General features: G+C 41.0%; 24 protein-coding genes and 1 pseudogene. 8 read left to right on the plus strand and 17 right to left on the minus strand.

What is annotated here, in order from left to right; genetic code table 11:
• Positions 1-211 precede the first annotated feature (211 nt).
• Complete coding sequence (gene ftsY / locus MKI79_RS10310) at positions 212-1411, minus strand: signal recognition particle-docking protein FtsY (RefSeq protein WP_241573101.1); 1200 nt, start codon at positions 1409-1411, stop codon at positions 212-214.
• Positions 1412-1655: 244 nt separating this feature from the next.
• On the opposite strand from ftsY, the gene MKI79_RS10315 reads away from it, so the two are divergent.
• Positions 1656-3275, plus strand: a complete 1620-nt coding sequence (locus tag MKI79_RS10315) for a M16 family metallopeptidase (RefSeq protein ID WP_241573102.1) — start codon at positions 1656-1658, stop codon at positions 3273-3275.
• 9 nt (positions 3276-3284) lie between these two features.
• Entirely contained in the window at positions 3285-4931 is a 1647-nt protein-coding gene (locus MKI79_RS10320) for a M16 family metallopeptidase (protein ID WP_241573104.1), read from the plus strand.
• A gap of 25 nt (positions 4932-4956) precedes the next feature.
• Here MKI79_RS10320 and MKI79_RS10325 read toward each other — a convergent pair whose 3' ends face one another.
• A complete protein-coding gene (locus tag MKI79_RS10325) occupies positions 4957-5310 on the minus strand; it encodes a hypothetical protein (protein WP_241573106.1) in 354 nt (117 codons plus the stop codon).
• Between the two features lie 699 nt (positions 5311-6009).
• On the opposite strand from MKI79_RS10325, the gene MKI79_RS10330 reads away from it, so the two are divergent.
• A complete protein-coding gene (locus MKI79_RS10330; protein ID WP_241573111.1) occupies positions 6010-6243 on the plus strand; it encodes a hypothetical protein in 234 nt (77 codons plus the stop codon).
• A gap of 103 nt (positions 6244-6346) precedes the next feature.
• Here the strand turns inward: MKI79_RS10330 and MKI79_RS10335 are convergent, their stop codons facing one another.
• The 6 genes from MKI79_RS10335 to MKI79_RS10360 all read right to left on the minus strand — a co-directional run bounded on the left by MKI79_RS10335 (position 6347) and on the right by MKI79_RS10360 (position 12903).
• Positions 6347-6700: an MGMT family protein gene (locus MKI79_RS10335; protein WP_241573113.1), complete on the minus strand. Its 354-nt coding sequence runs from the start codon at positions 6698-6700 to the stop codon at positions 6347-6349.
• 155 nt (positions 6701-6855) lie between these two features.
• Positions 6856-9594, minus strand: coding sequence for a DNA topoisomerase (ATP-hydrolyzing) subunit A (gyrA, locus tag MKI79_RS10340; RefSeq protein WP_241573116.1), 2739 nt, complete (start codon positions 9592-9594; stop codon positions 6856-6858).
• Positions 9595-9912: 318 nt separating this feature from the next.
• Positions 9913-10389 carry a DUF2147 domain-containing protein gene (locus MKI79_RS10345; protein WP_407651632.1) on the minus strand — a complete coding sequence of 159 codons (477 nt, stop codon included), beginning with the start codon at positions 10387-10389 and terminating at the stop codon, positions 9913-9915.
• Positions 10390-10534: 145 nt separating this feature from the next.
• Positions 10535-11032: a DinB family protein gene (locus tag MKI79_RS10350; RefSeq protein WP_241573123.1), complete on the minus strand. Its 498-nt coding sequence runs from the start codon at positions 11030-11032 to the stop codon at positions 10535-10537.
• Positions 11033-11198: 166 nt separating this feature from the next.
• The gene (locus tag MKI79_RS10355; RefSeq protein ID WP_241573125.1) at positions 11199-12134 is read right to left on the minus strand and encodes an FAD-binding protein; all 936 of its coding nucleotides are present in this window, start codon (positions 12132-12134) and stop codon (positions 11199-11201) included.
• 19 nt (positions 12135-12153) lie between these two features.
• Positions 12154-12903, minus strand: coding sequence for an electron transfer flavoprotein subunit beta/FixA family protein (locus tag MKI79_RS10360; protein ID WP_241573126.1), 750 nt, complete (start codon positions 12901-12903; stop codon positions 12154-12156).
• Positions 12904-12939: 36 nt separating this feature from the next.
• Here MKI79_RS10360 and MKI79_RS10365 point away from each other — a divergent pair, with 36 nt between their 5' ends.
• Positions 12940-13116: a hypothetical protein gene (locus MKI79_RS10365; RefSeq protein ID WP_241573128.1), complete on the plus strand. Its 177-nt coding sequence runs from the start codon at positions 12940-12942 to the stop codon at positions 13114-13116.
• 314 nt (positions 13117-13430) lie between these two features.
• Here MKI79_RS10365 and MKI79_RS10370 read toward each other — a convergent pair whose 3' ends face one another.
• From MKI79_RS10370 to MKI79_RS10390, 5 genes are all read right to left on the minus strand, one after another.
• Positions 13431-13994 carry an HD domain-containing protein gene (locus MKI79_RS10370; RefSeq protein WP_241573129.1) on the minus strand — a complete coding sequence of 188 codons (564 nt, stop codon included), beginning with the start codon at positions 13992-13994 and terminating at the stop codon, positions 13431-13433.
• A 49-nt stretch (positions 13995-14043) separates the two neighbouring features.
• Complete coding sequence (xerA, locus tag MKI79_RS10375; protein ID WP_407651633.1) at positions 14044-14970, minus strand: site-specific tyrosine recombinase/integron integrase; 927 nt, start codon at positions 14968-14970, stop codon at positions 14044-14046.
• A 45-nt stretch (positions 14971-15015) separates the two neighbouring features.
• Positions 15016-15858, minus strand: a complete 843-nt coding sequence (dapF, locus tag MKI79_RS10380; RefSeq protein WP_241573131.1) for a diaminopimelate epimerase — start codon at positions 15856-15858, stop codon at positions 15016-15018.
• A 21-nt stretch (positions 15859-15879) separates the two neighbouring features.
• Entirely contained in the window at positions 15880-17160 is a 1281-nt protein-coding gene (gene lysA, locus MKI79_RS10385; protein WP_241573132.1) for a diaminopimelate decarboxylase, read from the minus strand.
• Between the two features lie 67 nt (positions 17161-17227).
• Positions 17228-17452, minus strand: a complete 225-nt coding sequence (locus tag MKI79_RS10390; protein WP_407651634.1) for a hypothetical protein — start codon at positions 17450-17452, stop codon at positions 17228-17230.
• 227 nt (positions 17453-17679) lie between these two features.
• Between MKI79_RS10390 and MKI79_RS10395 the strand changes: the two genes are divergently transcribed.
• The 4 genes from MKI79_RS10395 to MKI79_RS10410 all read left to right on the plus strand — a co-directional run bounded on the left by MKI79_RS10395 (position 17680) and on the right by MKI79_RS10410 (position 22372).
• Positions 17680-19035, plus strand: coding sequence for an alanine/glycine:cation symporter family protein (locus tag MKI79_RS10395; RefSeq protein ID WP_241573134.1), 1356 nt, complete (start codon positions 17680-17682; stop codon positions 19033-19035).
• Between the two features lie 197 nt (positions 19036-19232).
• Positions 19233-20621, plus strand: coding sequence for a DNA repair protein RadA (gene radA / locus MKI79_RS10400; RefSeq protein WP_241573138.1), 1389 nt, complete (start codon positions 19233-19235; stop codon positions 20619-20621).
• A 142-nt stretch (positions 20622-20763) separates the two neighbouring features.
• On the plus strand, positions 20764-21744 hold the full coding sequence (locus MKI79_RS10405; protein WP_241573140.1) for a Tim44 domain-containing protein: 981 nt from the start codon (positions 20764-20766) through the stop codon (positions 21742-21744).
• A gap of 130 nt (positions 21745-21874) precedes the next feature.
• A complete protein-coding gene (locus MKI79_RS10410; RefSeq protein WP_241573142.1) occupies positions 21875-22372 on the plus strand; it encodes a hypothetical protein in 498 nt (165 codons plus the stop codon).
• A 16-nt stretch (positions 22373-22388) separates the two neighbouring features.
• Here the strand turns inward: MKI79_RS10410 and MKI79_RS10415 are convergent, their stop codons facing one another.
• The 4 genes and pseudogenes from MKI79_RS10415 to MKI79_RS10425 form a co-directional block, all read right to left on the minus strand.
• A complete protein-coding gene (locus MKI79_RS10415; protein ID WP_241573145.1) occupies positions 22389-23531 on the minus strand; it encodes a 3-deoxy-7-phosphoheptulonate synthase in 1143 nt (380 codons plus the stop codon).
• A 405-nt stretch (positions 23532-23936) separates the two neighbouring features.
• A pseudogene (locus MKI79_RS11790) lies at positions 23937-24226 on the minus strand (S-(hydroxymethyl)glutathione dehydrogenase); the annotation flags it as partial.
• Positions 24196-24420 carry an alcohol dehydrogenase catalytic domain-containing protein gene (locus tag MKI79_RS11795; RefSeq protein WP_456055764.1) on the minus strand — a complete coding sequence of 75 codons (225 nt, stop codon included), beginning with the start codon at positions 24418-24420 and terminating at the stop codon, positions 24196-24198. The gene MKI79_RS11795 and the pseudogene MKI79_RS11790, both read right to left, overlap by 31 nt.
• Positions 24421-24750: 330 nt before the next feature.
• Positions 24751-25125, minus strand: coding sequence for an FKBP-type peptidyl-prolyl cis-trans isomerase (locus tag MKI79_RS10425; RefSeq protein ID WP_241573149.1), 375 nt, complete (start codon positions 25123-25125; stop codon positions 24751-24753).
• Positions 25126-25269: the final 144 nt, after the last annotated feature.

Below are 25269 nucleotides of genomic sequence, written 5' to 3' on the forward strand. Positions count from 1 at the left end.
CACTATGCGTATTTTAGATGACATTTTTATGACAATCACGCCGATCAATACAATTTTCAACGATAAGCTTATCTCAGATTTTCACTAAATAGTTTGGTTCAGCTGTTAAGTAGAATTCAAAATATAGAATCAAGGAATAATAAAAAGCCAAATCATTAGATTTGGCTTTTCGATTTATGCTTACTGCAAATAGTTAATACAACGAATTGTATTATTCGTCAGTTTGGAATAACGCCGCCACAAAGGATTTTGCAGAAAACGGACGTAAATCATCAATCTTCTCACCGACTCCGATATAGCGAATCGGTACATGCGACTTACTGGCAATATTAAACAGCACACCGCCTTTTGCTGTACCATCAAGCTTGGTAATGGTAATCCCAGTTAAACCAACTGCTTCATCAAAGAGTTGCACTTGATTAATCGCATTCTGACCTGTACCTGCATCGACCACGAGCATGATCTCATGTGGTGCCGTGCCGTCGATCTTTTGCATGACACGTTTTACTTTGCTGAGTTCTTCCATCAGATTGGATTTGTTGTGCAAACGTCCTGCGGTATCGGCGATTAATACATCAATATTTTTCGCTTTAGCACTGGCAATCGCATCATAGATCACTGATGCACTGTCCGAACCATGCCCTTGAGCCACGACTGGAATCTGATTGCGCTCACCCCAGATTTGTAATTGCTCGGTTGCTGCTGCACGGAAAGTATCACCTGCGGCAAGCATGACTTTTTTACCTTCACCTTGTAAGCGCTTTGCAAGTTTACCAATGGTTGTGGTTTTCCCGACACCATTGACACCAACGACGAGGATCACATAAGGGCTCTTGTTCGAATCAATATGTAATGGCTTAACACGCGGTGCAAGGATATTGACCAATTCTTCTTGCAAAGCTTTGTACAAAGAATGTGAATAAATCAAATCACCACGTGCTGTACGTTCGGTGAGATTTTGGATAATGGTTTTGGTGGCATCGACACCAATATCAGCAACTAAGAGTTGATCTTCAACTTCTTCTAAAAGCTCATCGTCGATTTCTTTGCCACCGATCAAGATATTGACCATACCATCAGCAAGGTTTTTACGTGACTTGGATAAGCCTTGTTTCATACGACTAAAAAAGCCGCCACTTTCTTCTGTTGCTGTTTCTTCTGTTGTTTTAGCTTCAGTCGCTGATTCAGTGCTGATTTCCGTATTATTTTCGGCTGTTTGTTGTGCGCTGTCTAACGTAACAGTTTCTTGAATTGAAGCTTGTTGCGCTTGCTTGGCTTGAACAGCTTGCTCTACACGTGGCGTTTCGATGATTGGCACATCGACACTTGGCAAACTCGGTAAGGTCACATCATCATCACCGATCTCGGCATCAATTAAAAACTTTTGTTGTGAATTAGAATTGTCTTGCATGAAAAATCCTTGATGCGAGCAAATAACGAAATGTAATGGTGAATGACTAAATAATGACGCTTAGCTGAATAAATACAGCCAAATGAATTGGCAACATTGTAGCATAGACACTATTTAAATTTTCACTCGATGTTACTGAACTAAACCCGAAGCACTTGCATCTGCGCTAGATTTCTTATATCAATAGTTGATCTCGTAAAAATCTGATTCATCATAACGCATCACATTTCAGGCTAAACTTTTTGTGCATAAAACTTCCCAAATAACTACGCTTCAAATCAGCAAAGATAAAAAAACTTCATCGCTATGGCAGTCGCCGATCTGTGTTGCGCTCACTGCTACGCTATTCGTGGTGACCATGCCTCAGCTCGCTTATGCGAAAAATGAAACGACAAAAAATCACAGCATCAAAAGTAAAAGTGTCAAAACTGACAACAAAACCATTTACCACACCTTAAATAATGGGCTAAAGGTCATCATTCAGCCTGATCATCGTGCGCCTTTGGCGATGGTACAAGTCTGGTATCAAGTCGGTGGTGCAGATGAACCTGATGATTTATTGGGAATTTCACATGTACTGGAACATATGATGTTTAAAGGTACGGTCAAAGTGCCTGATGATCAATTTAAACGGATTAATGCTAACTTTGGTGGCAGTTTAAATGCCCTGACCAATCACAATTACACCTATTATTATCAACTTTTTCCGAAAGATTACGTGGCATTAGCTCTCGAACTAGAGGCTGATCGTATGAGCAATCTGCATCTACGACAGTATGATTTTGCCACCGAAATCGAAGTGGTGAAAGAAGAACGTCGGCAACGTATTGAAGACAACCCACAAGCGCAGGCATTTGAAGATTTTCGGCAAATCGCCTACCCGAGCAGTCGCTATCGACTGCCTGTGATTGGCTATATGCAAAATCTAAATCACATTAAATTGGCTGATGTACGCAAATGGTATCAGACATGGTATGCACCGAATAATTCAACGGTGGTGATCGTTGGTGATGTCAATCCACAGCAGACATTGACCCAAGTACAACGCTATTTTGGTGATTTAAAATCGAAAAAACTTCCAGGACGGAATCGCTTAAAAGAATCGAATCAATCAGGCTATCGTCATGAGGTAAAATATGCTTCGGTACAGGTGCCGAATCTCTATATGGCATGGAATGTGCCTAGCCTAGCGACGGCATCACCGAAAAATCAGGCGTATGTGCTAGATATATTACGTGAGGTATTAGATGGTGGTTTGTCTGCACGAATCGAGAAAGAATTAGTCCGTGAGCAAAAAATCCTCACAACAGCCAGTGCCAACTATGAAATGCTCAATCGTGGCGATACCATCTTTAGCATTACCGCCATACCTGCCGAGGGCGTGACTTTAAAGCAGGCTGAACAAGCCATTATCAAGCTGATTGATGAACTAAAAACATCATGGATTCAACCTGATGAACTGCTCCGTGTGCAATCCTCCACATTGTCAAAAATGGTTTACGCACAAGATACTTTGCAAGGTCAGGCGGAGCTGATTGGTAAAATGCAAGCCAATAATGTCGATGCAAACGAGGCTAAAAATCTCTTTCAAAAATATGACAACATCAAAGCCGAAGACTTACAGCAAGTGATTACCCAATATTTTAATGAGGATAATTTGGCGAGTTTATATTTATTGCCCATGGATCAGCAACCTGTCTTTACTCAGAATCAGACCCTAAGTCAGACCCAGAATCAAACTCAAAATGAGGTTAATAGCCTTAGCCAAAATCAAGAAAAACCAATACAGCAAAACCAACAAAATAATGATGTTGTAAACACCGCTAAAACGCAAAGCACAACAACACAAAGTTTAAAAAATTAAGGCAATTCTATGATCAAGCTCAAAGCAAAATACACCGCCTTAATTCATGTCATTAAATTATCTTTATGCGTATTTACGGCTTTTTCAACGTCTTCCATGTATGCGCAACAAACTGAATATGCGACAACGTCCAGTGAAATACAGTCAGACAATTATACTGGAGAAGTGATCCAATCTGCTGAAAATAAGCCGACCGCAAATATTGCATCACTTCCCTATTTGCAAAGTTTACACGACCTACAACAACACTCATATCAAGCGCCACAGGTGCAAGAACTGTTTAGTAAAAATGGCGTAAGAACATTATTGGTTGAGTCAAAACAACTCCCGATTGTGGATATTCAATTGACCTTTAATGCAGGCTCAGCACGTGATGAAAGCATTTCCAAAGGCTTAAATGGTTTAGCAAATCTGACCGCAAGATTATTAAACGAAGGTACATCGACCCAAACTGCCAACGACATTGCACAAAGCTTTGAGAGGCTCGGCGCACAATATTCTGCACAGGCTTTTCGAGATATGTTTGTGGTACGTCTACGTGTGTTATCCGATGAAAAACGCCTAGAACCCGCACTCAACCAACTGATTTTCTTACTCAAAGATGCACAATTTCCTCAAGGCAGTATTGATCGGATTTTGAATAATGCACAAGTCGGTCAGAAACAAGTCAAAGAAAATCCAAAACGTAGTATGAGCGTGCGCTTCTATCGTGCGATCTATGGCGATCACCCTTATGCACAGCCAAGTACAGGCACGATTCAAAGCTTAAAGCGTATCAAAAGTGAAGATATTCAAGCCTTTAAAAATCAATACTTGGTGGCGAATAATTTAAATATCGCCATTACAGGCAATGTCAATCAACAGAAAGCACAGCAAATGATTGACCTACTTACCGAACAAATCAGTACAGGTGAATCTGCACCCGCTTTGCCTGAAGCAGAAGCACTGGAAAAAGCGCAAATTATCCGTATTCCATTTAACTCCTCACAAGCGCATGTGATGATTGGTCAAATCGGTATTCGCCGTGATGACCCTGACCGATTTGCACTTGAGGTTGGTAATGAAATCTTCGGTAGTGGTGGATTTCAAAGCCTACTGATGCAAGAGCTTCGTGAAAAACGTGGACTGACCTACAGCGCATCGAGCAATCTCAGCAGTATGCAGTCGCAAGGTTTATTTTATATTCAATATTCGACGCAACGTGAGCAACTCCTCGAAAGCCTCAATATCACCTATGACACTTTATTAAAATTTCTACATGAGCCGTTGAAAACTGCGCAAATCGAAGAAAGCAAACGTGGGCTCATTCGGGCCTTTCCACTCCTTCTACGCAGTAATGCAAATATCAACAGCCAACTTGGTGCAATTGGCTTTTATGGTTTACCGAGCAACTATCTTAGCCAATATCAACAATACATTTCAGCAGTCAGCGCCGAAGATGTACAACAGGCTTGGCAAAAGCATATTCACCCTGAAAAATTTTTAACCGTTTTGGCAGGCAAAGATATTTCCACAAATGAAGTGGCAGAACTCTATGAAAAACTACTTGCGCCTTATCAACAGCTTGCACCAGCTCAAAAGACAGATGATGTGGAAAAGAATGCTTTAGAAGTTAAAAATAATAGCGATCAAGCTCCATTAACGACCACACCTTAATCGCTAAAAAACTTATGAGGTGGTTTTATTCTACTTCTACTGATTTTTGAAAATGAATCCGCTGTTGCTCACGATGATGGACACGAAGCCATTTGAAATATTGAAATTGATTGACTTCAGTCTGTGATATTTGCGCTTGATTCAATAGATAATTTGCGGATTCACGGCTATTAGAATATAAAGCTTGCGATGCAAATCGTTGTAAATGTTGATGCTGTGCATCGTTGATCGGCTGTTGAAAACTCGAAATCCCCCAACTCAGCAAAATCACAATCAAAACAGCTGTGGCAATATGCTGTGCATAATCCATGAGCGTGACAATGTGCTTTGAAAACTGCGGAAACTCAGCCTGCGCAAATAATGTTACATTTTTTTTCATAGCTTTGATTCTAGCCATACATCTGACTTTGCTCAAGTAAAAAGACATAGATATATCGTGCAAAACATACGATTTGCTTAGCATCTAAACAAAATCAAAGCTTAAAGCATTTTTCTGAATAGCTGATTACACTTTTTCAATGATTCGCTATAGTCGAAGAAATTAATTTCTGATACAAGGCAACCGAGCGAAGGTGTACAAATAGTACTGCGAACGAGGTTAACGCTGTAGCAGAATTTAAGTTCTCTGACTATATAAGCACTTTTATGGACATTGTTTTGAAAGCTTTATGTAAAGGAAGCTTGACTTGAAGCATTATGAAGCCTATAACTGATCTACAAATAAGATTTTCTTATTTTATGAGATTTTTGCTGTAATTATTTACAAAAACATCCCTGACTAACCAAAAGATTTATAACGATCTGAAAAACATTTTATTTTAAATGATTTATTTCAAGTAATTTGTTCACAGTAAAATTTGCGTTGATTTATCGAAATATAGTTAAGTTTTTTTTTAAATACTGTTGTTTTGTAAATATTGTTGATTAAAAAACAAACATCTCAGCAATTGTCATCATCTTGTCATACCTTCATGACAACCTATCCTCACAGTATTGCATCTCTACGATAAATCAATGCACTACTGTATATGTTACACATTATGAAATCCAAGCCATTACAAGTATAAAGGAGCAAACCATGAACTTTACAAAGGCGACAGACGAAGCCGAGCATTTGTACTCAACAGGTGTCATCACTGTACAAACGCAAATGGACTATCGTAACGGTATCAGCCAACTTGAAGCTGCTGCCAAAGCAGGACATGCCAAAGCGGCAATGTTCTTATCTCAACTGTATCAACAAGGTTTTCGTGTAGAACGTGATTCATTGAAAGCGCAATATTGGGAAAATTATGGCTATCAAATCGCTTAATTTTCAAGAAACCACTCAGCTATCTTTCTTTAATTCACGTCCTGCATCAAATCCTCTCAAAACGCACAATACAACCATTATTGATTTCTGAACCAGGGCTTGTTTACCAAGCATAGGTTTTGAGATCAATTTTGTCATTTTTCACCATCACACCTTCTGCCAGTAGCAATTGCGCTTGCAAATTTTGACCATGTTCTGTGAATATCGTTGTGCGGATTTTCCCTTGTGAATTGACCACTCGATACCACGGCAATGTGCTTCGATCATCCATATTGCCTAGCACTTTACCAACCAATCGAGCATGCTTTGGTAGTCCTGCAAGCCTTGCCACTTGACCATAACTCGCTACTTTGCCATATGGTATTAATGCCACTACCGCCAAGATTTGTTCGGCAAGTTCTTTGCTAGAGTTTATTGATGGTTTTGTTGATGATTTTGCTAAGGGTTTGGATGTCATTTTCATCTACTTAAAATTTCAAAGATTCAAAATATGACTATGATCTTAAATGATTATGCCCCAAATAAAAAAGACATCCGTAGATGTCTTTTTCATATGGTCTGTTCAAAATGCTGTTCTGTAAATCTCTTAAACAACGGATATTGGGGAAATTATTACTTATCGTTATCCGTCGCTAGATCATCAGAAGCATTTTGTTCAGTTGAATCACCTTGAACGTCAGCAGTCGTTTCAGCATTGTCTGCATCCTCTACACCATCTAGCTCTTCATCATCTTCAGATAAATCTTCCAATGCTTCCAAGCCAACCAGCGTTTCGTCCTGACCTAGACGGATCAATCGAACACCTTGTGCATTACGACCAGTAGTCGCAATCTCATGCGCACGTGTACGCACCAATGTTCCACCATCAGAGATGAGTAGTAGCTCTTTGTGTTCATCAATCGCAACCGCACCGACCAATTCACCATTACGCTCACTGGTTTTGATCGCGATCAAACCTTTACCACCACGCTTCTTGGTTGGGAACTCACCAACTGAGGTACGCTTACCATAGCCATTGGCGCAAGCACACAGCACTTCACCTGTTTCAGGCACAACGACTAAGGATACGATACGGCTATTTGCAGTGCTATCATCGTCTGCATCATCAGCATCGTCACTAGCTACATCAGCGTCATCTTCATCCAGCGTACTACCTGCGAAATTCACTCGCATACCACGTACACCTTTTGCGGTACGTCCCATCGCACGCACATCACCTTCAGCAAAGCGAATCGCCTTACCTTCATTGCTAAACAACATGATTTGTTGTTCGCCGTCAGTGATCGCCACGCCAATCAAAGTATCATCATCGCTGAGTTCAATCGCACGAAGACCGTTGGCACGGATATTACTAAACTGCTCTAACGTGACACGTTTTACCGTACCCGAAGCGGTCGCCATAAAGATATATTGATTTTCCGCAAACTCTCGGATTGGCAGAATCGCCGTAATATTTTCATTACCCTCTAACGGCAACAAATTCACCATTGGACGACCTTTTGCACCACGAGAAGCAATTGGTACTTCAAATGCTTTCAGACGATAAACCTTACCACGTGTAGTAAAGAACAACACGGTTGCGTGGTTGGAAGTCACGATCAGATGATGAATATAATCATCCTCTTTCATGCTCGCAGAAGACTTACCACGACCACCACGACGCTGTGCTTCATAGTCAGAAAGTGGTTGAGTCTTGGCATAACCCGTTTGTGAAACGGTGAGCACGACTTGCTCTTCAGGAATCAAATCTTCACGGCAGAAGTCCACACCTGATTCGATAATATCGGTACGACGCTCATCACCATATTGTTGCAATACTGCGCTTAACTCTTCACGAATCACATTCATGAGCAAATTAAAATCATTGAGAATCGCTGTAAGCTCAGCAATTTGACTCAAAATTTCACTATATTCTGCATGCAACTTGTCTTGCTCAAGACCTGTCAAGCGATGTAAACGCAATTCTAAAATTGCGCCAACCTGTGCAGGAGAAAGTCGATAGTTGAGATTATCCAAACCAAATGGACGAGATGGATCCTCACCTTCAATCACTTCTGGACGTACTGATACCGAGCCTGCTTTTTCAAGCAGAGCGATCACACCACCTGCTTGCCACTCATTGGCAAGTAAGCGTTCACGAGCTTCCGCAGGATTTGCAGAGGTCTTGATGGTTTCGATGATCTCATCAATATTTGCAAGAGCAACCGTCAAACCTTCTAAGATATGACCACGTTCACGTGCTTTACGCAATTCGAACATAGTACGACGAGTTACGACTTCTTGACGATGACGAATAAAGGCTGCAACGATATCTTTTAAATTCATCAATTTTGGTTGTCCATTATCTAGACAGACCATGTTGATGCTAAAAGAGCTTTGTAATTGTGTATGCAAGAATAGATTATTAACCACGATTTCAGCGTTTTCGCCACGCTTGAGATCAATCGCAATCCGCATACCGTCTTTATCAGATTCATCACGAAGCTCTGAAATACCCTCGAGTTTTTTCTCTTTGACTAACTCAGCAATACGCTCAATGACTTTGGCTTTATTGACTTGATATGGAATTTCGGTAAAGACGATGGTTTGACGATCATTTTTATCATTGGTTTCAACGTGATATTTACCACGAATATGCACACGCCCTTTACCCGTACGGTAGGCATCAATGATCCCTGCGCGACCATAGATCGTACCACCTGTTGGAAAGTCTGGGCCTGAGATATGCTGCATCAAGCCTTCAATCGGAATATTCGCATCATCTACGTATGCAAGACAGGCGTGGATGACTTCGGTCAGATTGTGTGGCGCCATATTGGTCGCCATACCCACTGCAATACCTGTGGTACCATTCACCAATAGATTGGGAATACGTGTCGGCAAAACATCTGGAATACGCTCAGAACCGTCGTAGTTATCTACCCAATCGACTGTGTCTTTTTCAAGATCAGCAAGTAGCTCATGGGTGAGCTTGGTCATACGCACTTCGGTATAACGCATTGCCGCAGCACTATCGCCATCGACCGAACCAAAGTTCCCCTGACCATCAACCAACAGATAACGCAAGCTAAATGGTTGCGCCATACGTACAATCGTGTCGTATACAGCAGTATCACCATGTGGGTGATATTTACCGATCACATCACCGACCACACGGGCAGATTTTTTGTAGGCTTTGTTATAGTCATTCCCTAGCTCATGCATAGCATAAAGCACACGACGATGTACAGGTTTTAAGCCATCACGCACATCAGGTAAAGCACGTGAAACAATGACACTCATTGCATAATCGAGATAGGAATTTTTGAGTTCATCCTCAATCGCAATCGGGCGAATTTCCGATACGCTCATGCAATCTCCTTGCTATCAGTTTTGAGCTATTTTTAAAATCAGATTTGAAGCAAAAAATGACTTAAATATAAGCACTTAAAAATAAATTATGTGAGCTAAAAATCAACATTGAAAGTATAGCATAAAATGCCAAATTTACCGAAAAAAAGCCGACTTTTATTGTTCATTTTTGCACAGATAAATTCAAAGAAAATCTATTATAAAATCTGCGTGGAACATTTATAAAATATCAAATCGCATAATAAAAAAGCCAAACAATATTTTAATTGTTTGGCTCATTCACTTCCTGTAAAAAATGCGTATTAGCAATCTCGCATATTATGGCGTTGCACTCTCACTACGCACCCAAACATTTGAGCGACCAAGTAAAGATACGCCAATATAGCCACGCATATTTAGACGACGACCATTTTTACTGACGTTGGCTTTACCTTTATACACGCCACCGCTTTTTGCATCGACCACTTTGCCATTGACATAATAACCTGGCTTTTTCGCAAGCTCAGTGAAGCCAGTCAAAATCTTCAAACCTACTAATGGCTTATCTTTAAATGGTTCTGGGCACTTTGCACAAGTCGTTAAGGTATGCCCACCTTGATTCGGATAACGATGGATAATCGTTCCAGAATACGTTCCATCTTTCTCTTGCTTGATTTCTATTAAAGATAATGGCTCGCCTGTACGGTCATCAATACTTTTCCAATAGCCTACAATAGGACTAGCTGCAAACGTAGCCATTGCACTCATCATGAGCGTTGACGATACAATTAATGTTTGAAATATCTTCTTCATCACGAAATCACCCTTGTGTATGTATATATCCTTATGGACTCTGTAAAGCCCTTTAAACACTATATACGAAGTCAAAACAATGTAATTTTATCGAATTATCAATTTAGAATGGCTTTGAGAATTGGGTCAAAAAATTAAGTCGTTTTTATTATTTGATGCGTTGAAAAATGATCAGATCTAAAGCAACGGACTGCCCTGTGATTGCAAATACCATGCTATGCAACTGACCACGGTGGTGTGTTTGATGATTAAACAGATGTGCCAATACATCATACAAATTTTCTTGCATCATCTCCCCCCAGCGTGAATATGTGACTTTTCCAAGAATGTCTTGTTCCGTTAATTTTTCAATGTATTGAATAATTTCTTGATCGAGTTGTACTCTCGCTTTAGTTAGGTTTCGAATATTATAAAAAACCACACTATCGAGTTGATATTTTGCAGGTTGATTGCCATCTATACGTCCAAGCCAAAGCGTATCACCAACCCAAATATGATTTGCCGTCTTGATGATGCTGTCAAAGAAATTTGGTTGGAGTTGATTAAGCTGTGAATCATCCAATGTATTCAGCACGTCATACAATTGTTGATTTGCCCATTGATTATATCTTGCCAACTTTAGGAAATATGCTTGGAATGATATCATTAAAGAAACCCTAATTTTATCTGTGTCGGTTTTTTAGATTTTAGCTTACACCACATTGTTACATCATGATTTAAATTGCAATGTAAATTAAGCGCATCAAATATAAAAAACGCCCTAAGTTTCCTTAGAGCGTTTTTCTTACAACAGATGTTGAGTTAGTTAAACATTAAAGTTTAGATACCAACTCAGGTACTGCTGTATTCAAGTCCGCAACTAACCAGTAGTCTGCAACACCATTGATTGGCGCTTCTTCATCTTTGTTTATCGCAACGATCACTTTAGAATCTTTCATACCTGCCAAGTGCTGAATCGCACCAGAGATACCAATCGCCATGTATAGATCAGGAGCAACGATTTTACCAGTTTGACCGACTTGGAAGTCGTTTGGTACAAAGCCAGCATCTACTGCCGCACGAGATGCACCTTGAGCTGCACCAAGCTTATCAGCCAATGGATCAAGGACTTTGTGGTAGTTTTCACCAGAACCTACACCACGACCACCTGATACAACGATACGTGCAGCAGTCAATTCTGGACGGTCAAGCTTCACGATTTCTTCAGATACAAACTTAGAAATACCCGCATCTTTTGCATCGCTGACCGCTTCAACAGCCGCTGAACCACCTTCTGCTGCTACAGCATCAAACGCTGTACCTCGTACTGTACCCACTACGATTGATTCAGAAGATTCGACAGTTGCGATCGCATTACCTGCATAGATTGGACGTTTGAAAGTCGTCGCAGAATCAACAGCGATAATGTCAGTGATCATGCTTACGTCTAGAAGTGCAGCGACACGTGGCAAGATATTTTTACCAGTTGTGGTTGATGCTGCAAGAACGTGCTTGTAGCCACCTTTTGCAACGTCAGCAACCAAAGCCGCTACATTTTCAGCCAATTGGTTTGCATATGCAGCGTTATCAGCAAGCAATACTTTGCTTACGCCAGCAACTTTCGCAGCTGCATCAGCAACCGCTTGCGCACCAGAACCTGCGACCAATACAGTGATATCACCACCGATTTTTTGAGCTGCAGCAACAACGTTTAAAGTCGCACCGTTAAGTGTTTCGTTATTGTGATCAGCAAGAACTAAAATACTCATGATTTTTTATCCCTCTGTATTAGATTACTTTTGCTTCGTTTTTCAATTTTTCTACAAGCTCGTCAACAGACTTCACTTGTACGCCAGCTTTACGCTCTGCAGGTGGTTCAACCTTAACTGTTTTAAGGTTTGTACCCGCAGTTACGCCGTAATCTGCAAGAGATTTTGTTTCAAGCGGTTTTTTACGTGCTTTCATGATGTTAGGCAATGCAGCATAACGTGGTTCGTTCAAACGTAAGTCTGTAGTAATGATTGCAGGAAGTTGCAATTCAACAGTTTGTAGACCACCGTCGATTTCACGAGTGACTTGAACTTTTCCGCCGTCAACTTTTACTTCTGAAGCGAAAGTACCTTGACCAGCGCCAAGCAATGCGCCAAGCATCTGACCAACTTGGTTTGAGTCGTCATCAATCGCTTGTTTACCCAAAAGAATCAATTCAGGCTTTTCAGCTTCAACGATTGCTTTCAATGTTTTTGCAACTTCTAAAGCACCGATGTCATCAGCAGTTTCTACCAAGATACCACGGTCTGCACCAAGTGCCATTGCCGAACGGATTTGCTCTTGCGCTTCTTTAGGACCGATTGAAACCACAACGATTTCAGAAACTGTACCTTTTTCTTTCAAGCGTACTGCTTCTTCAACAGCGATTTCACAGAATGGGTTGATTGACATTTTTACATTGGTCAAATCAACACCGCTATTGTCCGCTTTTACGCGTACTTTCACGTTGGCATCTACCACACGTTTTACAGCAACAAGTGCCTTCATGTAATTCCTCGGCTCTTTCAGATGAGAGTTTATAAAGTGTCTAACAATAGTGCTTTTGCACTGCAAACAACTTTGCTTAAAATTATCGTGCCTTATCTTGCATTGCATTGGGTGTCACGGTCAAGTCACAATCAAGGCGTTGATGTAAAAAGTCGTAAAAAACATCACCCAATTGACCATTTTGACGGCATGATAATGGATCAGCTTGGCTAAATATTATTGCCTAATGTGAATAATTTGGGTCGCAAATACCAATTGTCCGATCTGCTTGTATTTTTGATTGTCCATTTTGAATGGTGAAAAATGTCATTGCTTAAATGTAATTACCTTTAAATACAATCAGCTATGCAAGCAAATTTAAATTTAAAACGAAAAAAATTAAAGCATTAAACATAAATAAAGAACTTATATCTATCACTTTTATAAATAAAGTTTTTGACTAAAATTCATAAACATAGCATGACCAAAGCGTCACAACTCCAAATTGCGAATGATGATTATTTAGACAGATGATTTCACACGAACATTCACCATTTCATCATTGGCAAGGGATTCAGCGGTGATTTTGGCAAATTGCTTACGGTTAACTCGATCAGCCTTTTATGAAATCCTGCATTTGGATATTTACGCTTTAAAAACTGTATTGTTGCTTTTGGCACACCAGAACGCACCAAACCAAGTGAAAAATCTGCTAAATCTGCTTTACGGAAAATCTCAACCAATGGATATTGCTGGTACTGCGTTGTGGTGATTTTATGATGTTCAAGAATCATCACACGAATTTCATCTGACCAATGTTCCTTCTGTTGCTCTGCCAAATACTCAAGCATTGGCGGAATACTCGGCTCGAGATAGTCAATCGTATTTGCCGTCCAGATCCCAATATCATGAAAAGCGGCTGCAATAGCGATCTTTTCAACTGTATCTATATCTATATTTTGCGTTCGCTGTGAAAGAAATGCCAAACAACAGCCTGCCATACGAATACAATGATTTTGATAGCCAATAAAGTCTTTGCCGATAATGCTTCGATATTCTTCTAAAATGTTTTCAATAGAGTCACGACATTGTTCAAATTGTTGCATATTCATGGCGATTTTCCTGCTGAAATTAGCTGTGAATGCTTAAAGGCAATGAAAGTTAAGTCTTTTTTGCTCTCGGATGCGATTGATCATAAATCTTCGCCAAATGCTCAAAATCTAGATGTGTATAGACTTGCGTGGTACTCAAGTTACTATGTCCGAGCATCTCCTGCACTGCACGTAGATCACCACTTGCCGAGAGCATATGACTAGCAAAACAATGCCGTAGCAAATGCGGATGTAAATCAGCACTCAATCCTGCACGTTGCGCTTGCTGTTTGACTCGATTTTGTACCTGACGATCAGAAATTTGCTGACCATTTTGTGAGATAAAAACGAAATGATGATCAACTGGCTTTTGCAATCGTACAGTCAACCATTGTTTTAAAGCCTGTTCGGCTTTTTGCCCAAAAGGAATCACTCGGGTTTTGTTGCCTTTACCTGTTACCCGAATCAATTGCTCTGACCAAGCAATGTCATTCAGCTTTAACTCGACCAACTCATTTAGACGCAAGCCACTTGAATAAAGTAGTTCGAGCATCGCCTTATCACGAGCCCACAGCCATTGTTGATTTTCAGCAAGTGGTGCAGGCTGATCAAGCAGTTGTTGAATATTCTCAGGAGATAGCATACCAGGCAGTGGTCGAGGCTGACGTTTGATTTTAAAATCTTGTATCTGTGCATTGTCATGCACGCCTTGATTTTGTAGCCATTGCATAAACTGACGAATCGCCGACAAAGCACGTTGCATGCTTTGATTCGACCAATTCTTCTGTTCTACACAAAAGCTCAAATATTGCCGTAGATCAGATAGTTCAACATCTTGAATCTGAATCTGCTGCTCAAGGCAATATTGCAGAAAACTTTGCACATCACGATGATACGCTTCGATGGTATTTTGCGAATGCTGTTGAACGGATAACATATCTAACCATGCATAAAGATAGTCTTTATGCGAATGTTGATTAGATGTTTGATTTGTCATCTGCTTTTATCCTTCGTCCTTTGGATAAATACTTAACCTGAAAATTTAACTTTGAAAATAACGCAGATCAAAACGCCCTTCATAGACAGTCGCCGTCGGTCCTGTCATCCATACAGGTTCACCATCCGTCCATGCAATATTGAGCATGCCACCTGCCAGTTCAATATCGACATTACTGTCTAGCAATCCACGACGAATACCGCTAACTACTGCGGCACATGCACCTGTACCACAGGCGAGCGTTTCACCAACGCCACGTTCATAGACACGAAGACGTGCTTTATTACGTGAAATCACTTGTAAGAAGCCTGCGTTGACACGCTCAGGAAAACGCTCATGTGACTCAATCTGTGGACCGATCGTTGCGACATCTGCGGTCAAGACATCATCCACCAAAGTCACTGCATGCGGATTACCCATATTCACCACATCAATGCTGATTTCTGCATCTTTTAGTTGGAGTGAATAGAGATCTTGCGCTTGTTCCGCTTGAAATGGGATTTGTTCAGGTAAGAACTTTGGCTGTCCCATATTGACGCGCACCCAACCATTCGCACCGAGTTCAGGCTCGACAATACCTGATTTGGTTTGCACACGGATTTTGGTTTTATAAGTCAGTTGCTGTTCATAGACAAAGCGAGCGAAACAACGTACACCATTACCACACTGCTCAACTTCCGAGCCATCACTATTAAAAATTCGATATTTGAAATCTGCTGTTGGATCTTCTGGTGGCTCAACAATCAATAATTGATCAAAACCAATACCAAAGTGACGATCTGCCATGCGTTGAATCGTCAAGGTATCCAAGTATGCACGTTGACGCACCAAATCAATCACAACAAAGTCATTACCTAGACCATGCATTTTGCTGTATTGTAAAATCATGCATTACTCCTTTGACTTTGCTTAAATATCAGATTCTGTGGTTTGTTCAGACGACTGCTCAGGTAAAAGACGCTCATTCGCCCATAATGATTCGATGCTTTCACGCTCACGAATCAGATACGACTGCTCGCCATCAACCATCACTTCCGCAGCTCGCCCACGACTATTGTAATTCGAACTCATCACAAAACCATACGCCCCTGCACCTTGAACTGCCAAGATATCATTTTCTTGTAATGCAAGCGCACGATCTTTCCCAAGGAAATCACCTGTTTCACAGATTGCACCGACGATATCCCATGATTTACTTTCTACGCTATCACTTGGAGTCACGGATTCAATGTTCATCCATGCCTCGTACAAAGATGGACGAATTAAATCATTCATCGCTGCATCGACAATGGCAAAGTTGCGGTGATTGGTTGGTTTGAGCAAATCAACTTTGGTAAGCAATACGCCTGCATTGGCACTGATACTACGCCCTGGTTCCATATAAACTTTTAGCCCAAGCTGCTCCAGTTTTGGACGCATCGCATTGGCATACTCTGCAAAACTTGGTGGCGTTTCATCTTTATAGACCACACCTAAACCGCCACCTATATCAATATGTTCGATGTTGATACCGAGCGATTTAAGCTGTTTAATCATTTCAATGACACGATCTAGCGCATCAACAAATGGCTGAGTTTCGGTAAGCTGTGAACCGATATGACAGTCAATACCGACAATATTCAGATGCGATAAACTCGCCGCATATTGATAGGTTGCATAGACGCTATCACTTGGGATACCGAATTTATTTTCTTTGAGCCCTGTTGAAATATACGGGTGGGTATTGGCATCGACATCAGGATTGACACGTAGGGAAACTGGCGCTTTTTTATCCGCACTTGAAGCGACTTTTTGGATGCGATCGAGTTCTGCATAAGACTCAACATTAAAACACGCAATGCCCACCTCTAAGGCTTTTTCAATATCAGCTTCTGATTTACCCAATCCCGAAAACACGATTTTTGCAGGATCACCGCCAGCCGCCAAGACACGAGCTAACTCTCCACCTGTGACGATATCAAAGCCTGAACCAAGTTTTGCCAAAACATTAAGCACTGCAATATTAGAATTGGATTTCACCGCAAAGCAAATCTGATGATCAATAAAGCCAAAGGCTTGATCTAAATCTTGATAATGTTTAGTCAAAGCCGATTTTGAATAGACATAGAGCGGCGTGGCATATTGGTTTGCCAAATCTTCAAGTGAACATTGCTCGGCGTGAAGCACACCAGCATGACGGGTAAAACTCATTTAAAAATCCTTAAAATACAATTCTTTCAAAAAATTAACTTCAATGATTATCATGACTCAAAGTAAATTACTTTTTCGTCTGATCTATTGCATCTTGTTCAGCGTTAGCAGGCTGCGCTAGGGACTTTTCTGCATCTAATTTATTTTGTTTATACAAAATATAGTTCGAACGCTTATCCATATTTGGATCAGATGGCAACATGAGCTGTCCAGATTGACCGCATGCAGTCAATTGACTGAACATCAATGCTGAAACCAATGAAATTAAACTGATTTTGATCAATTGCATCATTTAAATCGCTTAAAAAATTATTGCCCAAAGTATAGCTTGAAAATACCTGATAAATATAGCGTGATTTAGCATCTGCTTGCCGAACAACAAACTGATTAAAAAATAGAAAACCCATGTCATTTTTTCGAAAATTTGAGCACTTCAAACAAAAGTTATGGCATGTCACTTGCTTGTCAACAAATAACTCAATATGCTAAATCGGTTTTCAGAGAAAAAAGAAGCATCATATGGAAGAATTACAAAGCTTGTTCAAAGTCTTAAGCGACTTCGTTTGGGGCCCACCAATGCTGATGCTGTTGGTCGGTACAGGTATCTACCTCACCTTAAGATTGGTCTTTCTACAAATTCGATTATTACCACTCGCATTCAAGCAAGTATTCGGTAAGCATGAACGTGCAAAATCAGCTAAAGGTGATATTTCTCAATTTGGCGCATTGATGACTGCACTGGCTGCAACCATTGGTACAGGTAATATTGCAGGTGTTGCAACAGCCTGTGCACTCGGTGGTCCAGGTGCAGTATTTTGGATGTGGCTCACTGCGCTATTCGGTATGGCAACCAAATATGCCGAAGGTGTATTGGCGGTGAAATTCCGTGTAGAAAATGAAAAAGGCGAAATGTCAGGCGGTCCGATGTACTACATCGAAAAAGGTCTGAAATGGAAATGGCTTGCTATTTTGTTCGCTTTATTCGGAACACTTGCATCGTTCGGTATCGGTAGCTCTGTGCAGTCCAATACGGTTGCCCTGGCTGTAGAAAATAGCTTTGGTACACAAACGTGGATTGTTGGTATAGTGATTACGATTCTTTCTGCATTAGTGATCTTGGGCGGGATCAAGTCGATTGCTAAAGCCTCGACATTTATTGTTCCGTTTATGGCGATTATTTATGTCATCGGTGGTTTAACCATTATCGTGATGCATGCTGATTTGATCATCCCTGCATTTAAATTGATCTTCACAGATGCGTTTACGGGTCAGGCGGTTGTAGGTGGTGCGATTGGTGCGGTGATTCGTTATGGTGTGGCACGTGGTGTGTTCTCGAACGAAGCAGGCATGGGTTCTGCACCGATCGCTGCTGCTGCTGCAAAAACCGACCACCCTGTTCGTCAAGGTCTTGTATCCATGACTGGTACTTTTATTGACACGATCATCGTATGTACCATCACTGGTTTGGTGCTCACGATGGCATTTATGATCAATGATAGTAGCTTTATGGAAAAAACGGGTGCGGTATTGACTACGGATTCCTTTAGTCAGCTGTTACCAGATATTGGTGGTTGGATTGTGACTTTCGGCATTATCTTCTTCGCTTATTCAACCATTCTTGGTTGGTGTTATTACGGTGAGAAATGTGCCACCTACCTACTCGGTGAGAAGTTCGTTCTACCATATCGTTTGATCTATATTGCGTCGATCTTTATTGGTACGGTTGCTACACTGGATCTCGTATGGCTCATGGCGGATACATTCAACGGTCTAATGGCTGCACCAAACTTGATCGCCCTGCTCTTATTATCGGGCATTGTAGTGAAACAAACCAAAGACTTTATTGCAAAACGTAAGTCTGGTGAGTTGTACTAAGTTTTTAAAGTAGGCTTTTTAAAAGTTGAAAAATTAAAAACCTGTTGGATACGTCCAGCAGGTTTTTGTATTCTATAAATCTATTCACGACTGAATCTGTCGCATATAATTTTCCAAAGCCATTTATACTTTGGCAAGCTAAGCAATTCTCCTTATAATCAATTCAAATTCAATTTCAATAATTCCTGATTTATCTTATGAGTAAAGCCAAAACTGTCTATCGCTGTGAGCATTGTGGTACCGATCACCCAAAATGGGCAGGACAATGTTCTGATTGTGGCGAGTGGAACAGTTTGGTCGAAACCACCCTCGAATCAACCACAGCACATCGTGGCAAGTCAGGCATTAAAACAGGTGGCTACGCAGGACAAAGCTCAAGTGTTACCACACTCGATCAAGTGCAAGTCAGCCATGAATCTCGCACCACCACAGGTATCGGCGAATTTGACCGTGTGCTCGGTGGCGGTCTAGTGACGGGCTCAGTAGTACTTATTGGTGGTGATCCTGGTATTGGTAAATCCACCATTCTCCTGCAAACTGCGACCTATATGGCAGGACAACAGTCTGCACTCTATATCACAGGTGAAGAATCTTTATCGCAAGTTGCCTTGCGTGCCAAGCGTTTAGATTTACCCATGAATTCACTCAAAGTCATGGCAGAAACTTGTGTAGAACGTATCTGTGAAGTACTCGTCCAAGAACGCCCACAGATGGCTGTGCTTGATTCGATTCAAACGCTATTTACAGAAACCATCCAATCCGCACCAGGTGGTGTATCACAGATTCGAGAGTCGGCGGCGATTCTGACTCGTTTTGCCAAGCATACAGGTACATCATTATTTATCGTCGGTCATGTGACGAAAGAAGGTTCGCTAGCAGGACCTCGTGTACTTGAGCATATGGTCGATTGCGTTTTGTATTTTGAAGGTCAATCAGACTCACGCTATCGTATGATCCGTGCGGTAAAAAACCGTTTTGGTGCAGTGAATGAGCTCGGCGTATTTGGCATGACTGATAAAGGATTAAAAGAAGTCGCCAATCCATCGGCAATTTTCCTCAGTCGTTATGACGAAGCAATCCCCGGTTCGATCGTTATGGTCAGTCGTGAAGGTACACGCCCGCTCCTAGTTGAGGTACAAGCTTTGGTCGATGATGCGCATGGACAGCCTCGCCGTGTGGCACTTGGTTTGGAGCAAAACCGCTTATCAATGCTTCTTGCCGTGATGCACCGTCATGGCGGTGTGCAGATGGTTGGGCAAGATGTGTATGTCAATATTGTTGGTGGTTTAAAGATCACTGAAACAGGTTCAGACTTGGCGGTGTTACTCGCCTGCGCATCTAGTTTACGTGGCAAAGCCCTTCCACAACATTTGGCAGTATTTGGTGAGGTGGGTTTATCAGGGGAAATTCGCCCTGTCCCGAATGGTCAAGAGCGTTTAAAAGAAGCACAAAAACATGGCTTCAAAACTGTGATTGTTCCTCGTGGCAATGCACCACAGCAAGCGATTAAAGGACTCAATGTCATTTCAGTTGCTCGATTGCATGAAGCCTTAGATTCAGCGATGCAACTGGCTGATGGAAGCTAAATTGCAACGCAAATTTGCACAATTCACGCTTCATTAAATACACGCATTTTTTAATGTCTTGTCACAGCTTTTCACTTGAATTTTGTGAGAATTACCGCATTATTCATCTAACAGAATTTTTTTAATATGGAAATTGCATCTTATGCAAAAGAAAGCACAAAGTGCCGTACTCGCTCTTCTCCTCACCAGTTTTCTCGCTGTACCAATTGCTGAAGCAAAGCGTGCAGGCGGCGGAAAAAGCTATGGTATGAAACGTCAAAGCTCAAGCCAAAGCTATAATAGTAATCCTAGCCAAAACAGCTATGCACAACAAAATGCAAATACGCAAACCCAACGTCGTGGTTCGAATGTTGGCGGTATGGTTGCTGCGGGTGTCGCAGGTGCAGCAGTTGGTGCAGTCGCAGCCAATGCGATGGCTGATGATCGCCAATCGAACCCAACACAACAGGAAGAAGAAAAAAGTGGCTTTAGCTGGATTTGGTTGCTGTTGATCGCAGGTATTGCTTTCTTCTTATTCCGTAAGTTCACAGCAAAAAAGCAACAACTCGCAGGGAATAGTGCTAATCCATACGCACCAAATAATCATGGCAATGGTCAAGCTCGCACACAAACTGCGCCAACTCAAAGTCCATTCCAAAAGCAAAATACGCTATCAGGTAATACCAATATTTTCGGTAAGCCTTTGAACGGTGGCAGTGCGAGCAACAATACGCCACCGCCAAGTGCGCCGTTTGGTGCGACCATGAGCAGTGGCAATGCCCTGCCTGATGGCACAGAGCCTGCGACATTCTTGCGTTTTGCCCGTCAACGCTTTAACCATATTCAAGCAATGAATAGTGGAAGCAATATTGATGAAATTCGCAAATATTTCACGACTGACATGTATCAACAAATGCACCAAGAAATTGTCAATAATCATGACGTTGCAGAATTTAGCAATTTGACTGCAAACGTCGTTGAGCAAGCCACAGAAAATGGTCAATATGTGGTCAGTGTACGTTTTACAGGTACAGTGAGTGAAGATTTAAACAGCTTACCGCAACCATTTACTGAGATTTGGCATTTTGTTAAAACTGAAAATAGCCAAGAAGATTGGTTAGTTGCTGGGATTCAACAAGTGTAACTTTTTTAAAACCCTTATTTTAATTGTGTAAAATGACTGCCTAAGGGCGGTCATTTTTTATGGCGAGAATTAGCAATAGATTTCTACGGCACGCAAGTTATAATGCCTGAAATTTTTTGAGTATATTTTCATGTCGAATCTATCTGTACCACTATCTGCTGAATTACAAGAAAAACTCGAAAAATTACAACAGATGGATCTCACCAAATCGTCGACTCAACTTTTGCAACGCATTAACAAAGCACAACGTCAAGAGAGTTATAAAAAAGCATTGGTGGAGTTGAATGCCAGTTTTGAAGAATATCTTGCCGGAGCGATTAGCATCCGTTTTGACTTACATGCAGGACAAGCTCGCAAACTCCGCTTTAAAAAAGATCGAATTCGTCTGCTCAAAAAACATGGCATTGATTACCTCAGCATTGATGGTGCAAATACCGCACAAGTTTTATCTTTGATCTCACAGAGCATCATACATGAAGATGCAGTGGTAACACCTGACCTCAATGACGCCTTCCCATTTTGGAAGGAAGGCTATCCAATGGTGCAGTTTGATAATACTTTTGACATTCTCGCACAGGATATTCAGATTCATTATCAAGCGCTCATTGAGCGCCTGTTAACGGTATAAACTGCCCTCAAGCAATTTAAACACATTCCAATTTCTGCGTTTGAATCAGCTCTTGTAATGTTTGATCTTTCATCTGATTTTTTGAATTTTGGCATTTCGTTACATGCAGTGCCAAATCCGCCAAAGCAGATTCAGTTTCAGCCCAACCAATACAACCATCTGTCACCGAACAGCCATATTGCAGAACTTCTGCATCAATAGACTGTTTGCCATGTTGCAGATGGCTTTCGATCATCACACCTTTGACCTTTGATTCAGCAAGCTGTTCAGCAATAGTTTTTAAAACTTGCGGTTGCAAATCTGGATTTTTTTGACTATTGCCATGACTACAATCAATGATGATTGCACCGTGCATATTGCGTTTTTGCATACGCTGTTGCACCGCTTGAACGGATGCTAAGTCATAATTTGTACCGTGCTGACTCCCTCGTAAAATCACTTGCAAGCTATCATTACCAATACTTTCAATGAGTGCCGATTGCCCTTGATCATTTAAACCGAGAAATTGATGTGGATTGCTCGCAGATTGCATCGCATCAAGTGCAATATCAACATTGCCATCTGTACCATTTTTAAAGCCTAACGCATACGGTAAATCGCTGGCGATCTCACGATGGATTTGCGATTCACTAGTACGTGCACCAATCGCACCCCAACTGTACAAATCATCAAAATAATGACTCAACATCGGATTGAGCACTTCAGTCGCCATCGGCAAACCAAGTTCTGCAATTTTTACCAATAATTCACGGCTCAGATGCAAACCCTCAGTCAGATTGCTTTGCCCTTTTAGACTTGGATCATAGACATAACCTTTCCAACCTACAGTACTGCGAGGTTTTTCAAGGTAAGTGCGCATAACGATTTTTAAGGAATTTTGATGCTGCTCAACAAGAATTTTAAGACGCTGAGCATATTCAAGGATTGCTTGCGGTTCATGTATCGAACACGGTCCAACAATGACCAAAAGGCGTGGATCATCACCATTTAAAATATTTTTAATCTCTTGGCGGTGTTGTGAAATCTGTTGTTGTGCAATTTGCGATAAAGCATATTTTTGCTTTAATGCGTTAGGAGAAGGTAAAGCTGTACTTTGCGATGTAACTTTAGAATCGGTGTTTAATTGTTGAATGTTTAGTTGTGCGTTAAGGTTTGACATGACGTTATACTCTTTAAATGTAATGAATGTTGATGTATTTGATGTTCAATGCCGTTGTAGAGCCAATAACCTGTAAATCGCTCAAATTTAAACCCTGCAAATTTTAAATAGTTATTCGCATAAAAATCACTGACTAAATACATTTTCTATCTCCAAAACATTTAAAAAAATCTTGTTAAATCTGAGCAACACGCATAAAAAAACCTGATCGGGGTTGCCGATCAGGTATTAACTTGTTGGGCAACCGACGCCCAAACACATTCGGGCAATTATTTAAACTGCCAAAAATAAAAATATGCGTTTTGAATCATCGGTTGCTTTAACATACTGTGCTCAAACAAACAAAAAAATGGAACTTAGATACAACATACCTCTAGTTTAGGGCTTTGACAAGCACTTTCGTATTTATTCTGAAAAATGCACCACACTGCGAATAGAGTTACCTTCATGCATTAAGTCAAATGCCTCATTGATTTGCTCCAGAGGCATGGTATGCGTGACAAAAGGTGCAAGTTCAATTTCACCTTCATTGCATCTTCAACCATTTTTGGCAGTTGCGTACGCCCTTTGACTCCACCAAATGCTGTGCCTTTCCACGTTCGTCCAGTAACCAATTGGAATGGACGTGTTGAAATTTCCTGACCTGCTCCTGCAACACCGATAATCACCGATTGTCCCCAACCACGATACCTGCACCTTCATGCCCAAGTACTGCAGGAAACACACCTTCAGGATCATCGCCTGATAAAGTAAAGGCATCAGTATGGCAGACACCTGTATGCGTGATTTTGATCAGTACCTCACCTGCTTTGGGCGGAGCAACATCAATTTCAACAATTTGTAATGGTTCACCAGCAGCGAATGCAACAGCAGCACGAGATTTCATCATGTATTCCTTTAGCTATTTATACATTGAGATATTTATACAAAGAGATATTCAGTATGAACGGATTAGGGTCTGTTGACATTTCACAGATGTTTGCGACAACGGATGTTTTTTAGGCGGTACTAGGCATGAATGAAGAAATTTAGTCATTCTAAATGATTCATTTATAACGACGTAGCGTCAAAAAAAATCCTTGTCCCGAAGGGTTATGGCTAAAATTGCCATAAACTTCGTTATGAAACTTGGTAAGGGAGTGACCATTCCCTGCGTTTCATGCCTCGTTTATGTGATTTTAGCCAATAACGCAAGACATGGTTGAAATGTCAACAGACCCTAATCATCACGTGTTAATACTTCAAACAATTCGATTTCAAAAGTTAAATCCGAGTTTGGCGGAATCAATTTACCCATTTGACGTTCACCATAAGCCAAATGTGCAGGGACAATCAACTTACGCTTTCCGCCAACTTTCATCGCAGAAACAACTATTCCTGAACCAGTATTGATATCTAGAATGCCTTGATCCCAACCCTTGATCACTCGCCCCGTGCCAATCACACATTGAAACTGCTGTCCTCGATCATGTGATGAGTCAAATTTAGTGCCATCCGCAAGCCATCCAGTATAGTGCGCTTTAATTAATGCACCTTTGACAGCAGCTTTACCAGTCCCTTCAATTAAATCAATAATTTGCAATTCATTCGTCATGTTCAGTCATCACCTCATCAAATGTCATGTTTTATCTTAAACAAAACTTAAACAATTTGTGATGAAATATGCAATTTTAAGCTTGAAATTTACCCAAATAAGCCCCATAAATAAAATAAGGCGAATTACTTAAGCTCTTTTATG

The sequence above is a fragment of the Acinetobacter sedimenti genome, assembly GCF_022601685.1.
GTDB classification, from domain to species: domain Bacteria; phylum Pseudomonadota; class Gammaproteobacteria; order Pseudomonadales; family Moraxellaceae; genus Acinetobacter; species Acinetobacter sedimenti.